This window comes from Streptomyces sp. WM4235, from assembly GCF_001279725.1.
Classification (GTDB): domain Bacteria; phylum Actinomycetota; class Actinomycetes; order Streptomycetales; family Streptomycetaceae; genus Streptomyces.
Map to the genome: position 1 here is coordinate 31,309 of NZ_LGDE01000360.1, position 13,345 is coordinate 44,653.

12 protein-coding genes and 1 riboswitch are annotated in these 13,345 nt (G+C 72.4%); of the genes, 3 read left to right on the plus strand and 9 right to left on the minus strand.

Annotation, left to right across the window (positions count from 1 at the left end):
• Window positions 1-162: 162 nt before the first annotated feature.
• Complete coding sequence (locus ADK55_RS38745) at window positions 163-384, plus strand: hypothetical protein (RefSeq protein WP_159041516.1); 222 nt, start codon at window positions 163-165, stop codon at window positions 382-384.
• A 5-nt stretch (window positions 385-389) separates the two neighbouring features.
• Here ADK55_RS38745 and ADK55_RS22470 read toward each other — a convergent pair whose 3' ends face one another.
• From ADK55_RS22470 to ADK55_RS22500, 7 genes are all read right to left on the minus strand, one after another.
• Entirely contained in the window at window positions 390-1,367 is a 978-nt protein-coding gene (locus ADK55_RS22470; protein WP_053681474.1) for a Ppx/GppA phosphatase family protein, read from the minus strand.
• Window positions 1,364-1,903: a DUF501 domain-containing protein gene (locus ADK55_RS22475; protein ID WP_053681476.1), complete on the minus strand. Its 540-nt coding sequence runs from the start codon at window positions 1,901-1,903 to the stop codon at window positions 1,364-1,366. Before ADK55_RS22475 ends, ADK55_RS22470 begins: the two co-directional genes overlap by 4 nt.
• A gap of 58 nt (window positions 1,904-1,961) precedes the next feature.
• Window positions 1,962-2,450: an FtsB family cell division protein gene (locus tag ADK55_RS22480; RefSeq protein WP_053681478.1), complete on the minus strand. Its 489-nt coding sequence runs from the start codon at window positions 2,448-2,450 to the stop codon at window positions 1,962-1,964.
• A 104-nt stretch (window positions 2,451-2,554) separates the two neighbouring features.
• Window positions 2,555-3,850 carry a phosphopyruvate hydratase gene (gene eno / locus ADK55_RS22485; protein ID WP_053681480.1) on the minus strand — a complete coding sequence of 432 codons (1,296 nt, stop codon included), beginning with the start codon at window positions 3,848-3,850 and terminating at the stop codon, window positions 2,555-2,557.
• 274 nt (window positions 3,851-4,124) lie between these two features.
• The gene (locus ADK55_RS22490) at window positions 4,125-4,844 is read right to left on the minus strand and encodes a transglycosylase family protein (RefSeq protein WP_053681482.1); all 720 of its coding nucleotides are present in this window, start codon (window positions 4,842-4,844) and stop codon (window positions 4,125-4,127) included.
• Window positions 4,845-4,847: 3 nt separating this feature from the next.
• A riboswitch (cyclic di-AMP (ydaO/yuaA leader) is annotated at window positions 4,848-5,018 on the minus strand.
• 277 nt (window positions 5,019-5,295) lie between these two features.
• Entirely contained in the window at window positions 5,296-6,318 is a 1,023-nt protein-coding gene (locus tag ADK55_RS22495) for a transglycosylase family protein (protein ID WP_053681484.1), read from the minus strand.
• Between the two features lie 114 nt (window positions 6,319-6,432).
• Window positions 6,433-7,710, minus strand: a complete 1,278-nt coding sequence (locus ADK55_RS22500; RefSeq protein ID WP_053681486.1) for a cytochrome P450 family protein — start codon at window positions 7,708-7,710, stop codon at window positions 6,433-6,435.
• Between the two features lie 115 nt (window positions 7,711-7,825).
• Between ADK55_RS22500 and ADK55_RS22505 the strand changes: the two genes are divergently transcribed.
• Complete coding sequence (locus ADK55_RS22505; protein WP_053681488.1) at window positions 7,826-9,028, plus strand: globin domain-containing protein; 1,203 nt, start codon at window positions 7,826-7,828, stop codon at window positions 9,026-9,028.
• Between the two features lie 31 nt (window positions 9,029-9,059).
• Here the strand turns inward: ADK55_RS22505 and ADK55_RS22510 are convergent, their stop codons facing one another.
• The gene (locus tag ADK55_RS22510; RefSeq protein WP_053681490.1) at window positions 9,060-10,037 is read right to left on the minus strand and encodes a nucleoside triphosphate pyrophosphohydrolase; all 978 of its coding nucleotides are present in this window, start codon (window positions 10,035-10,037) and stop codon (window positions 9,060-9,062) included.
• A 28-nt stretch (window positions 10,038-10,065) separates the two neighbouring features.
• Complete coding sequence (locus tag ADK55_RS22515) at window positions 10,066-10,695, minus strand: SurA N-terminal domain-containing protein (protein WP_063839589.1); 630 nt, start codon at window positions 10,693-10,695, stop codon at window positions 10,066-10,068.
• A 192-nt stretch (window positions 10,696-10,887) separates the two neighbouring features.
• Between ADK55_RS22515 and ADK55_RS22520 the strand changes: the two genes are divergently transcribed.
• Window positions 10,888-13,341 (plus strand): YfhO family protein, encoded by a 2,454-nt coding sequence (locus ADK55_RS22520; RefSeq protein WP_053681494.1) that lies wholly within the window; start codon window positions 10,888-10,890, stop codon window positions 13,339-13,341.
• Window positions 13,342-13,345: the final 4 nt, after the last annotated feature.

The following is a 13,345-nucleotide window of genomic DNA, read 5'->3' on the forward strand; positions in this document are numbered from 1 at the left end:
CCGGCACGTCGTGCCGAAGGCCGCGCCGCCGCGCGCGCCCGGCCGTGACAGACCGCGGCGCGGCGGGTCATCCCCCACCTCAACAATTCACCACATGATCCCCCATCAGCCGAACGGGGGGAGGGGAAACGGAATCAACGCCCCCTTCTTCGGGGGCGATTCGTGGCCGCGAGCAGGAGTCGGCGCGAGGTATTCGCCCACCCGTACGACCCGGGGCCCGCCGGGGCCCCGGGAGGCGCACGCGGTCGCTGGATCGCCCACCAGGTGCTGGACGGCGAACTCGTCGTCCTCGTCGTCAAGGTCGGCGACCGCGTGACGTCCACCGCCGCATCTGACGACGAGGGGGTGCTCCGGCCGGCCGGAGCACCCCCCTCATGCGGTTGACCGGGTCAGGTCCGCTGCTTGTCGGCCTCGACGTCTTCCGCGGTCTTGATCGCGATGCCGTCGAGGATGTCGTGTTCCGAGACCACGACCTCCTCGGCCCCGATCCGCTCCATGATCGCCAGCAGGACCAGGGCGCCGGCGCCGATCACGTCGACCCGGCCCGGGTGCATGACCGGGATCGCGGCGCGTTCGGCGTGCGTGGCCGTCAGCATCCGCTCGCTGATCTCGCGCACCTTCGCGTAGGGGATCCGCGAGTGGTGGATGGCGGCCGAGTCGTACTCCGTCAGCCCCAGCGCGATGGCGGCGACGGTGGTCACCGAGCCGGCCAGGCCGACCAGGGTGCGCGCCTCGGTCAGCGGCACGGTCTCGGCGGCCAGGTCCAGGGCCGATTCGATGTCGGACCGTATGGCGGCGATCTGTTCCTCGGTCGGCGGGTCGGTGACGGTGCCGTCCACCACCAGGTGGCGTTCCGTCATCCGGACGCAGCCGACGTCCACGGAGCGGGCCGCCCGGACGTGCTCGGTGCCCACGACGAACTCGGTGGAGCCGCCGCCGATGTCGACGACCAGGAACGGCCGCTCCATGTCGGTGCGGCCCGTGAGCTCCTTGGTGGCACCGGTGAAGGAGAACTCGGCCTCCTGGTCCCCGGTGATCACCTCGGGTTCCACGCCCAGGATGTCCAGGACGCCCCGGACGAAGTCGTCCCGGTTCTCGGCGTCCCGGGAGGCCGACGTCGCCACGAAACGGATCCGCTCGGCGCCGAGCTCCTTGATGACCGCGGCGTACTCGCGGCACGCGGCGAAGGTGCGCTCCAGCGCCTCCGGGGCCAACCGGCCGGTCTTGTCCACGCCCTGGCCCAGCCGGACGATCGTCATCCGGCGGTCCAGCTCGACGAACCCGCCCGTCGCCGGGTCGCAGTCCGCGACGAGGAGGCGGATGGAGTTCGTGCCGCAGTCGATGGCCGCGACCCGTGTGGCGCTCACGCGTCCGCGTCCTTCTTCTCCCCGCACGGGGTGACGCAGGGGCCCTTGGCCCACCACTCGGGCAGCATCGCCAGGGCCTCGTCGCCGAACGGGTTCACGCCGGGGCCGGCGGCCAGCGAGTGGCCCACCAGCACGTGCAGGCACTTCACCCGGTCCGGCATGCCGCCGGCGCTCGGGAAGCCCTGGAGCACCTCGATGGCGTCGCGGCGGGTGATGTAGTCCTCGTGCGCGGCCCGGTAGGCGGCGGCCAGCTCCGGGTCGTCGGCGAGCCGGGCCTGCATCTCCTTCATCACGCCGTTGGCCTCCAGCGTGCCGATGGCACCGGCGGCGCGCGGGCAGGTCAAGTAGAAGAGCGTCGGGAAGGGGGTGCCGTCGGGGAGTCGGGGCGCGGTCTCGACGACATCCGGCTGCCCGCAGGGGCATCGGTGCGCGATGGCGCGCAGCCCGCGCGGCGGGCGGCCGAGCTGCTGCTGGAACGCCTCGATGTCCGCGGCGGTCGGCTCGGTGCGGTCGGTCTGGGGCGGGGGCGTCTGCATGCCTGGGATGAGTCTCTTCGTTCGTGTGCGGGTGTGTCGCGGGCGTGGCGTGTCGGGGTCAGTCGCCGGGGCGGTCGGCCTTGTCGACGCCGTCCCAGACGTTCGAGTACCAGGGCCGGTCGGAGCCGGCCTGCCCGGTGCGGCGGTCTTCCTTGGCCTCGGTGCCGGGGTCGTTCATGATGTAGCCGATCTCCCCCGGGCGCAGGAAGTGCAGGTGCTTGCGCGCCTGCTGTTCCGCGTAGGCGGGGTCCTGCCAGCGGGCCTTCTCGTCGCGGAGCTTCTCCAGCCGCTCGCGCGCGTCGGTGGCGTCCCGCTGTTGCTGCGCGATCTCGGAGCGCTGGGACACGTACTGGCGCATGGGGTACGCGAGGGCGACGACCAGGGTACAGAGCACGAGCACCAGGAGCGCGGCCCGGCCGGTGAGCCGGCTGCGGCGGACCTGGCGGCGTGACTGGGAGCGGTAGACGTGCGCCGCGGTCCGTTCGCCGAGTGCCTTGAGCCTGGTCGCGGTCGAGAAGGTGGAGAACCGGTCCCGGTTCCCGGCCATGGTCCCGCCTCCCCTGTGTGCGCTACGCAATACGTCCCCGCACACGGTACGGGACCGAGTGCGGGGACGTACGGAGGCCGGGGCGTGGTGAGCCCCCGCCGTTCCTACTGGTCCGCGGAGCGGAACCGCGGGAAGGCGGAGCGACCCGCGTACACCGCGGCGTCGTCGAGGATCTCCTCGATGCGCAGCAGCTGGTTGTACTTGGCGACGCGGTCCGAGCGGGCCGGGGCGCCGGTCTTGATCTGGCCGCAGTTCACGGCGACGGCGAGGTCGGCGATGGTGACGTCCTCGGTCTCGCCGGAGCGGTGCGACATCATGCACTTGAAGCCGTTGCGCTGGGCCATCTCGACGGCGTCGAGGGTCTCGGTCAGCGAACCGATCTGGTTGACCTTGACGAGCAGGGCGTTCGCGGAGCCCTCCTCGATGCCGCGGGCCAGGCGCTCGGGGTTGGTGACGAAGAGGTCGTCGCCGACGATCTGGACCTTGGAGCCCAGCTTGTCGGTGAGGGTCTTCCAGCCGGCCCAGTCGTCCTCGTACAGCGGGTCCTCGATGGAGACCATCGGGTACGCGGAGACGAGCTCCTCGTAGTACTCGGTCATCTCGGCGGCCGAGCGGGACTGGCCCTCGAACTCGTACTTGCCGTCCTTGTAGAACTCGGACGCGGCGACGTCGAGCGCGAGCGCGATGTCCTTGCCGGGGACGTAGCCGGCCTGCTTGATGGCCTCGACGATGAGGTCCAGCGCGGCGCGGTTCGACTCCAGGTTCGGGGCGAAGCCGCCCTCGTCGCCCAGGCCGGTGGAGAGGCCCTTGGTGTGCAGGACCTTCTTGAGGGTGTGGTAGACCTCGGCACCCCAGCGCAGCGCCTCGGAGAAGGACTCCGCGCCGATCGGGGCGATCATGAACTCCTGGATGTCCACGTTGGAGTCGGCGTGCGACCCACCGTTGAGGATGTTCATCATCGGGACGGGCAGCAGGTGCGCGTTCGGACCGCCGAGGTAGCGGAAGAGCGGCAGGTCCGAGGCCTCGGACGCGGCGTGCGCGACGGCGAGGGACACGCCGAGGATGGCGTTGGCGCCGAGGGAGCCCTTGTTGTCGGTGGCGTCCAGGTCGAACATGGCCTGGTCGATCAGGCGCTGCTCGGTGGCGTCGTAGCCGACGAGCTCCGGGCCGATCTGCTCGATGACGGCGAGGACGGCCTTCTCGACACCCTTGCCGAAGTAACGGTTGGGGTCACCGTCACGCAGCTCGATGGCCTCGAATGCACCGGTGGAGGCGCCGGACGGAACTGCAGCACGACCGGTGCTGCCATCGTCGAGGCCAACCTCGACCTCGACCGTGGGGTTGCCTCGGGAGTCCAGGATTTCCCGGGCTACGACGACGTCGATGGACGGCACGAGCATCTCCTTCTGGGATGTGACGCTGGGTGTGCGGTGGCGGCTCAGGCCGTGGGATGGCCTTGCCGACTAGAGCCTAACCGGCTCCGGCCACTCGGCCGGCCGACCGCCCGGGTCCTGGGACGAAAAAGGGCCCGAATACCCTTCTTCCAGGACATACGACTCTTGATCGTCCGGGGGATCGGGCTCGACCGGGCCCGGACACGCCACCGCCCGGCGCGTGGAGGGGTACGCGCCGGGCAGGGGGTGCGTCAGGACTGACGCGGTGTCATCGGGGTGTTCAGCTGAGCTTCAGCTTCTGCCCGGGGTAGATCAGGTCGGCGTCCGGGACGATGTCCTTGTTCAGCTCGTGCAGCTTCTGCCAGCCGCCCTTGACGCCGTTCGCGTCGGCGATGGTGCCCAGGGTGTCGCCGGCCTTGACCTCGTACGAGCCGTTGCCGATCTTCGGGGCGGCGGTCGTCTTCGGGGCCTTCTGCGGCGCCGGGGCGGCCGTGGAACGCTCGGAGCGGGTGGTGGTGGAGCCCTCGGAGCGCTTGGTCTCCGTCTTCGGCGCGGCCTTCTGCTTCTTGGGAGCGGCCTGCTGCTTCTGCGGCTTGGGGGTCTCGGCCGAGCCGCCACCGTCGTACGAGGAGTTGGACAGGCCCACGCCACAGGACGGCCAGGCGCCCTTGCCCTGGCCCTTGAGGACCTTCTCGGCGATGGCTATCTGCTGCGACTTGGAGGCCTGGTTGGCCTGCGAGGCGTACGCCTTGCCGCCGTAGGCGGCCCAGGTGCCGGACGAGAACTGCAGGCCGCCGTAGTAGCCGTTGCCCGTGTTGATGGACCAGTTGCCACCGGACTCGCAGGAGGCGACCTTGTCCCACTCGGAGGTGGTGGCGGCGGACGCGGAGCCCGCGGCCATCAGCGGCGCCGCGACGGCGACACCGGCGACACCGGCGAGCGTGACGATGCGGGCGGCCTTGGAGGCGCGACGGTGCTTGCCCTTGCCGGAAAGCAGCATGGAGTTTCTCCTCACCGACGCCTACGAGGTGAGCTGTCGGGTTCGGGCGAGTGAGTTGCCCGGCCGCACGACTGGCGTGCGTCTTAACCCCCAGCCGGTCCGCGACCGTCTCTCGACGGCCTGTCCCGGCGCCTACCTTGGTTCCCCCGCTCCTGCCTTCGGCGCTTGCGCGACGACTGTTCTCTCCGTCCGCCGGCAGGATTCGGCGATGCGGTCGAAGAGGCTCGCGGTGACGAGCGACTCAGAAGGTAGACAGGTCTCCCCCCGATGTTCAACGAGCAACATCGGGGGGAAAGGGCCCTACTTGCGTTCCGCTTAGGGACGTTTGCGCAGGTGAGGGCGGGGTTTGCAGCAGCTTCGATACGGGACACGCCAGTTGGGCGGAAGAGATGCATGTCTCACTTGCCGATACCGGACATTCGGATCTTAATGGGTGCCCGAACTGCCCCTATTACTTGGTTAGATCCAGGTTCTGGCCGGGCTTGATGAGGTCCGCGTCCCCTCCGATGACCTGCTCGTTGGCCTCGTAGAGCTTGGTCCAACCGCCCTTGAGTCCCTTGGCGTCCGCGATGGCGGTCAGGCTGTCGCCCGCCTTCACCGTGTAGACGGGCTCCGGCGCGGTGTTGGGAACGGCCCCGAGGGACTCGTCCGCCGCCGGGCCGCGGTGCTTGCCGCCGCCGTCCGCCGCCGAGTCGGTCGGGGTGCCGGTCGGGGTGCCCGTCGGGGCCGAGGGCGTGGTGGACGGGTCGGCCGGGTTCGGGTCCCTGGCGGGGTCCGAGGGGGCCACCGGGGTGGTCGTGCCGCCCGGGGTGGTCGGGGAGACCGGCGGCTGGTTGCCCGGACCGGTGGGAAGGGTCGGGTCCGGGTCCGGCATGACGGGCAGTCCGGCGTTGGGCCCCTGCGGTACGTCGGGCAGCGTGAACGACGGCGCGCCGGACGGGGAGGGCAGGGTCGGGGCGGGCGCGGTGGGCGTCGGCACCCCGAAGTCGGTGGCGGGCGTGGAACCGCTCTTCGGCACCGCGGAGTCGGGGCGGGAGGGGGTGGGCGCGACCGGCGCGGGCGTCTCGATCCGGCCGGGGTCCACCGCGGCCGACGGACCCTGTCGCGTCAGGCCGGCCGAGGACGCGCACAGCGGCCACGCCTGGGGACCCTGCGAGGCCAGCACCTTTTCGGCGATGGCGATCTGCTGGGAGCGGCTGGCGAGGTCGGGGCGCGTCGCGTAGTCGAGTCCGCCGGCCTCGTTCCACTGCTCCTGGGTGAACTGGAGCCCCCCGTAGGCGCCGCTGCCGTAGTTGGCGCTCCAGGAACCGCCGCTCTCGCACTCGGCGACCGTGTCCCACGTGCCGGCGTCGGCGGCGCTCGCGTTGGTTGCCGCGAGCAGCGGCAGGGCCAACGCGGAACCGGCGACTCCGGCGGTGACGACGAGTGCGGGTATCTGCTTGGGGCGTCTGTGGCGGCCGTTCCCGGAACGCATGAGGCTGTACCTTTCGCATAACGGCGGGGTAACGGCAGAACCTAGCGGCCTTGGCATACAAGTAACAAGTTTGGTCGGAAACTGACTCGCGGTCAGGCCGGCTCCGGTCGCACCTCAGTCGTTTCGGGGTGTGAAGCGGACCGGAAGCGTGCGCAGGCCACGCATGATGAGTCCGCCCCGCCAGCGCAGGTCCGCAGGTGGAACGGCGAGTTCCAGATCCGGCAGACGCATCAGCAAACTCTTGAGCGCCGTCTGTCCTTCAAGACGCGCGAGCGGCGCGCCGAGGCAGTAATGGATGCCGTGCCCGTATCCGAGGTGCTGATTGTCACTCCGGGACAGGTCCAGAGTGTCCGGTTCTGCGAATCTCGCGGGGTCCCGGTCCGCGGCCGCGAGGACCACCAGCACCGGATCGCCGACCGCGATGTCGCGCCCGCCGAGGGTCAGCGGTTCGGTGGCGAACCGCCAGGTCGCCAGTTCCACGGGCCCGTCGTAGCGCAGCAGCTCCTCGACACCGGTCTCCAGCAGCCCGCTCTCGCCGGCGGCCAGGGAGGCCTGGAGGCGCTCGCGCTGCTCCGGGTTCATGAAGAGGGAGTGGACGCCGTTCCCGATGAGGTTCACGGTCGTCTCGAAGCCGGCGAAGAGCAGGATGAAGGCCATCGCGGTGGCCTCGGCCTCCGTCAGGTGGTCGCCGTGGTCGCCGGCCCGGATCAGATCCGAGATCAGGTCGTTGCCCAGATCGTCCCGTTTGCGGTGGATGAGTTCCCCGAGATAGGTCCGCATCCGCTTCACGGAACGGGCGACCCCGCCGCGCGGTCCGCCGCCGTGCCGGATCATCATCCCGGCCCAGTCCCGGAAGTCGTCCTGGTCCTCGCGCGGTACGCCGAGCATCTCGCAGATGGCGTAGATGGGGAGCGGGAACGCGAACTCGTGGATGAGGTCCGCCTCCCCCTTCCCGGCGAACCCGTCGATGAGGTGGTCGGTGAGCTCCTGGACGCGCGGGGCGAACTCCGCCACCCGGCGCGGGGTGAACGCCTTCGACACCAGCCGCCGCAGCCGGGTGTGGTCCGGCGGGTCGATGTTCAGCAGGTGCGTCATCAGCTCCGCCTTGCGCTCCCCCGGGATGCCGGTCTTGCCCTTGGCGTGCGCCGGCTCCGCGTGGTGCGCCGGGTTCTTGCTGAGGCGCTGGTCGGCGAGGGCCTGGCGGGCGTCCGCGTACCGGGTCACCAGCCAGGCCTCCACGCCGCTCGGGAGCTTGGTGCGGTGCACGGGGGAGTGCTCGCGCAGCCAGGCGTACGCCGGGTACGGGTCGGTGGCGAACTCCCAGTCGAACAGGGTGGGGCCCTGGGGGGAGGAGGTCTCGTCGGCGGGTTCCGCGGGGGTCGGCTCATGCACCCGCTGACCGTATCCCGGCCTCCGGACGCCATCCCATATGGGTGCTTCGTCGCGGCTGTCCGTAGATCCGCCAAGGCTTGACCCCGCCCGCTCCGGCGTTCCTACTTTCGCTGTTGTGGACGTGAGGATCTTGAAGAGCAGTTTCGCGGTGGTGGAGAGACGGGCCGAGCACGCCGTCAAGTACTTCTACTCGCACCTCTTCTGGCACCACCCCGAGGTCCGCCCGCTCTTCCCCTCCTCCCCGGCGGACATGGAACGCCAGCGGGACCGGCTCTTCGCCGCCCTCACCCACGTGGTCACCCACCTGGAGACCGAGACCCTCGTCCCCTACCTCCGCGACCTCGGCCGCGACCACCGCAAGTTCCGGGTCGGCCCCGAGCACTACGCGGCCGTCGGCACCAGCCTGCTCGCCGCCCTCGCCGAGACCTCCGGCGCGACCTGGACACCCGAGGTGGAGAAGGCCTGGGCCGAGGCCTACCAGGTGATCGCCGACGCGATGACGGCCGGCGCCGCCGAGAGCACCGACCCGCCCTGGTGGGACGCCGAGATCGTCCGCCACCTCCAGTACGGGCAGGACGTCGCCGTACTGACCCTGCGCCCCGACCTCCCGCTCCCCTATCTCCCCGGCCAGTACGTGAGCGTGAGCAGCGCCCGCGTCCCGACCACCTGGCGCACCTACTCCCTGGCCAACGCGCCCCGCCCCGACGGCACCGTCGACCTGCACGTCAGCCGGATCGAGGAGGGCCGACTGTCCCACGTGCTGGTCCGCGAGGCACGGCCCGGGGAGACGCTGCGACTGGGCGCGCCCGGTGGCCGGCTCACGCTGCGCCGCGAGGACCGCCCGGTCACCTTCATCGCCGCCGGCACCGGTTGGGCCCCGATCCGCGCCATGCTGGAGGACCTCGCGGACGACCCTCCCGACCAGGACGTACGGCTCTTCGTCGTCGCGCGGGACGCCGCGCACCTCTACGACCGGCCGTTCATCGACGCGTTCGCCGCCGCCCACCGCCGGCTCGCCGTCACCTACCTCACACCCGCCCCCGGACAGCACCGCAACCAGGCCACCGACCGGCTGGCGACCGCGCTCGGCCACCGCGGCCTGTGGCGGGACCAGGACGTCTACCTCGGCGGGCCGGCGCAGTTCATCGAGGAGACCGCGTACCTCCTGGAGGAACTCGGCGCCCGACCCGACCGGATCTTCCACGACGCGATCCCCGCGGGCGGCTCCGGGCGGACCCGCCCGGTGGGCTTCGGGGAATGGTTCCTGAGCCCGCCGGACCCGCACTGGCACAACCCCTCGGGGCGCGCACCGCTGTAGGGGACGTCGTCCACGTGCCGCCCGGCGCGGGTCAGGCGTCGGCGACCTCCGCCGCCCGGATCGCGTCCCGGTAGACGCGGGCCGCGGCGCGCAGCGCGGTCTCGGGGTCGACGCCCGCCGCCTCGGCGCGCGCCGCCAGTTCCAGCAACTCGTATCCGACGCCCTCGCCCCGGGGCAGTTCCACCGCGATGCCGCCCGCACGGGCCCGGCCGGCGAGCTTGGCCGCGAGGGCGAGGCCGGGCTGGGCGACCGGGACCCCGTCCGTGACCGACGCGCGGCGCTTCTCGACCGCCTTGGTCGCCTGCCAGTGCGCGTTGACGTCCTCGGGGGTCTCGGCCCGCGCGTCGCCGAAGACGTGCGGGTGGCGGCGGATCAGCTTGTCGACCAGGTCCCCGGCCACGTCGTCGACGGAGAACGGCTCGTCGGCGTGCTCCTGCGCGATCCGCGCGTGGAAGAACACCTGGAGCAGTACGTCGCCCAACTCCTCGCGCAGTTCCTCCCGGTCGCCGGCCTCGATCGCCTCGACCAGCTCGTACGCCTCCTCGATGGCGTACTTCACCAGGCCCTCGTGGGTCTGCGCCGAGGTCCAGGGGCATTCCCGCCGCACCCGGTCCATCACCTGCACCAGGTCGAGCAGCCGCGCGCCGGGCAGGTCGTAGGACCCGGGCAGCAGTTCCAGGTCCGGCATGGCGACCCGACCGGAGCCGGCCAGCCGGGCGAGCCCGTCGGTGAGGCGCTGGTCGCCCTCGCCGCTCGGCAGCACCACGACGGTGGCGCCGCCGGCGCAGGCCTCGACGAGTTCGTGGGCGTCGGGGACCGCGTGGAGCACCTCGACACCCGCCTCGCGCAGGTACGGCAGCTGCGGGTGGTCGGGGTCGGCGCACAGCACCCGGTCCGCGGCGTGCAGGGTCTGCCACGCGGACCAGGACAGCAGGCCCGGGGCGACCCGGTGGCTGGTGGTCAGCAGGACGATGCGGCCGGTGGGCTCGGGGGACGCGTGCTCAGTCACCCCCCGAACCTACCTCCGGACGGACGACTCAGGTCCCGGCGGGTACGGCCTGCTCGGGACGGGTCCGCTGGATGATCCACGGGGTGGTTCCGTCACCGAGCCGGATCCCCTCGGCGTCCCAGCTGCCGTAACGCGGGTTGACCTCGATGCCCAGCTTCTCGGCGGCAGCCGAGGCGGGCGCGGTGAGCTTGTCCTTGCCGTACTTCTCCATGAGCTTGGACAGGAGCAACTGGTCCGTGATGAAGCGGTCGATCTGGCCGGGGGCCGTCACCGCCTCCTGGAGGATGGCCGCCTGGAACTTCTGCGGGCCGCCGCTGCTGTCGACGAGCGTTTTGCGCTGCTCCTCGATCTCCTTCGTGGTGACGGTGATCCCGGCGTCCTTGGCCATCTTGTCGAGGATCCGGCTGTTGATCAGGCCGCGCAGCTTCGTCCGCTCCAGTCGCGGGGAACTCTCCACGAGCTCGGCCGGCGTGGGGGTCGTGGACCGGTTCTGTGCGGCGCGTACGTCGTTCACCTGGGCCTGGAGCGCTGAGGTGGTGATCCGTTCGCCGCCCACCACGGCCGCCGTGCCGGGGCGGGTCTCGTTCGAGCAGGCGGACAGCAGGGGAGCCGCCGCGAGCAGGACGGCGGAGACGGAGAGCGCAGTGCGACGGTGCAAAGGAGCCTCCAGGGCCGGGAGATTGTGCGTCGATGCACAAGGGCCGTGCGGTGATCGATGTTATGCAGTCAGGGTGATCCGAGCCACTGGTTCGACCAACGATTCCGAGCGTGTTGGGGTGCGCGAGTGTTGGCACGCCGGTCACCCCGGCGCCATCCCGGCGTCCTCCGCGTCTGCCAGGGTCGGCCCACCATGTCGACACCGCATACCTCCCCGCGGCGCCGCAGCCTGTTCGGCTCGGCGCTCGCCGCCCTGATCACGACGGTGGCCGTGTGTGCCGGGGACGCCGTCGCGCGCGTCTTCCCGTACGGGCCCCGCCACCGCAGCGTCAACGACCTCGGCAACCAGTTCGTGCCCTTCCACGCGCACCTGTGGGACCTGCTGCACGGGCGCGCCGAGGGCGGTCTGCTCCTCAACTGGCAGTCCGGGTACGGGACGAGCTTCCTGCCGGACTTCGGGACGTACCTGTCGAGCCCGTTCGCGGTGCTCGTCGGGGTCTTCCCGCGCGCGGACATCGACCTCGCCGTGTACGTGGTCACCGTGCTCAAGACGGCCGCCGCGGCCGCGGCCATGGCGTGGTCGCTGCGCACGCAGCGGCGCGGGCCGTGGTGGGCGGCGGGGCTGCTCGGGGCCTCGTACGCGCTGTGCGGCTGGTCCGTGATCGAGGCCGCGTACAACCCGATGTGGCTGGACGGGCTGATCGCGTTCCCGCTCCTGTGTCTGACGGGTGAATGGGCGCTGCGCGGCCGACGTCCCGGCGCGGCGGCCCTGGTCGTGGCCCTGTGTTGGACGGCGAACTTCTACACCGCGTACATGGCGACGCTGGGCGCGGCGCTGGTGCTCGTGGTGCGGCTGGCGCAGGACCGGGACGTGGTGCCGGGCGGACGGCGCGGGCTCGGGCGGGCGCGGGTGCTCGGGCGGGCCGCGACGGCGACCGTCCTGGGCATCGCGCTGGCCGCGCCGGTGCTGGCGCCGCTGTTCCTCAGTTCGAGGCAGGCCTATCCGGGGTGGTCCCGGGAGTTCGCGCCGGCGGCGACCGGGGACCTGTTGGCGCGGCTGCTGCCCGCCACCTACTCCTTCTCCTCCCCCGCCCTCTTCGTCGGTACCGGAACGCTGTTGCTGGTGGCGGCGCTGCCGTTCCACCGGGCGGTGCCGGTGCGGGCCCGACTGTGGTGGACGGGGCTCGTGGTGGCGGTGCTGCTGTCGTTCCAGTGGGCGCCGACCCACCTGGCCTGGCACGCGTTCGCGACCCCGAACGGCAGCCCGTACCGGCAGACCTTCGTGCTCGCCGGGATCGTGGTCATCGCCGCCTGGACCGGGCTGGCGGCCGGCCCGCCGGGGGTGCGGGCGCTGGCCTCGGGCGCGGGGGTACTCTGCCTGGCCGCGCTCGGGGCCGGCGGCAGCGCCCTCGCGACCGGCTGGGGGTACGCGCTGTTCGGCGGCGGGCTGGCGGTGGCCGGCTGGGCGTGGTGGGCGCTGCGCGGCCGGCGCCGCGCGCTCCCGGCGGCCGGGCTGCTGGTCGCGGTCCTGGTGGGCCAGGCCGCGGCGACCGTCGCGTACGGGCACCTGGGCAAGCTCGGCGGGCTGGACGACTACCCGTCCTGGGGGCCGGCGCACACGGCGCGCGCCGAGGCGTTGGCGGGCGCCGAGGGGTGGCCCGGGTACCGGACCGACGCGGGCCGGCCGGCGCTGACGGGCAACGATCCGCTGCTGCTCGGCGGTGAGGGCGGCGCGTACTACAGCAGCCACACCCCGGACGTGTTCACCCGCACGATGGTCGCCCTCGGGGCGGGCTGGACCTCGCGGGGCCGCAACGTCCAGAGCCTCGACAACCCGGTGACCGACGCCGTCTTCGCGGTCGGGGCCAGGCTCCGAGCGGACGGCACGATCGGCCGGGCGACGGCCGCGCCGCTGGTCACGGTCCGGCGCCCGGGTCCCCCGCTCGCCTACGGCCCCTCCCCCTTCGCCAACCAGGAACTCCTGCTGGGCGCCCGGGTCTACGAGGCCCCGCTCACGCCGGGCCTGTGCCGCGCGGGCACCGAGGCGTTCCTGTGGGCCCCGGAGTACAACGGCGCGGCCCGGCTCGCGGACGGCCCGGCGTTCCGGCTGAACGCCCGTCCGCCGCGCAACCGGGCCGCGCTCCAGCCGATGGGCGTCGCGCACGGGCCCGCCTCGCGGCTGGTCTTCGCGCGGCCCGCGCCCGCCCGTTGGGAGCTGGCCTGCCTGGACCGGGCCCGGCTGGACACGGCGGTGGCCGCGCTGCGGGCCGGCGCGCCGACCGCGCTCCGGGTCGACGCGTCGGGCGTACGGGCCACCCTGCGGCCGGGCACGACCGGCACGGTGGTGCTGTCGGCGCCGGCCATCGCGGGCTGGACCTGCGGCGGCCGGCCGGCCGCCGCCCACCTGGGGCTGGTCGCCGTACCCGTGGGCCCCGACACCCGCTCGGTGACGTGTACGTTCCGCCCGCCGGGCCTGGTCCCGGGCGCGGCGGTCGCGGCGGTCGCCCTCCTGGTCCTGTTCGCCCGGCTCGTCCCGGTCGGCCGACTCCGGCGCGGGGCCGGTGGGGCGCGGCGTACCGGGTCGCGGCCGTCGGCCCCGTCCGGTACGCCGTCCGATCGGGCGGAGGACTTCGGCGTCCGGGTGTGAGCAC

Excerpts from the sequence above, each read along its gene's own strand:
- ADK55_RS22520 (WP_053681494.1), top strand. The coding sequence starts at position 10,888 with ATGTCGACACCGCATACCTCCCCGCGGCGCCGCAGCCTGTTCGGCTCG.
- ADK55_RS22480 (WP_053681478.1), bottom strand. The coding sequence starts at position 2,450 with ATGGCCGGGAACCGGGACCGGTTCTCCACCTTCTCGACCGCGACCAGG.
- ADK55_RS22490 (WP_053681482.1), bottom strand. The coding sequence starts at position 4,844 with ATGCTGCTTTCCGGCAAGGGCAAGCACCGTCGCGCCTCCAAGGCCGCC.
- ADK55_RS22495 (WP_053681484.1), bottom strand. The coding sequence starts at position 6,318 with ATGCGTTCCGGGAACGGCCGCCACAGACGCCCCAAGCAGATACCCGCA.
- ADK55_RS22475 (WP_053681476.1), bottom strand. The coding sequence starts at position 1,903 with ATGCAGACGCCCCCGCCCCAGACCGACCGCACCGAGCCGACCGCCGCG.
- eno (WP_053681480.1), bottom strand. The coding sequence starts at position 3,850 with ATGCTCGTGCCGTCCATCGACGTCGTCGTAGCCCGGGAAATCCTGGAC.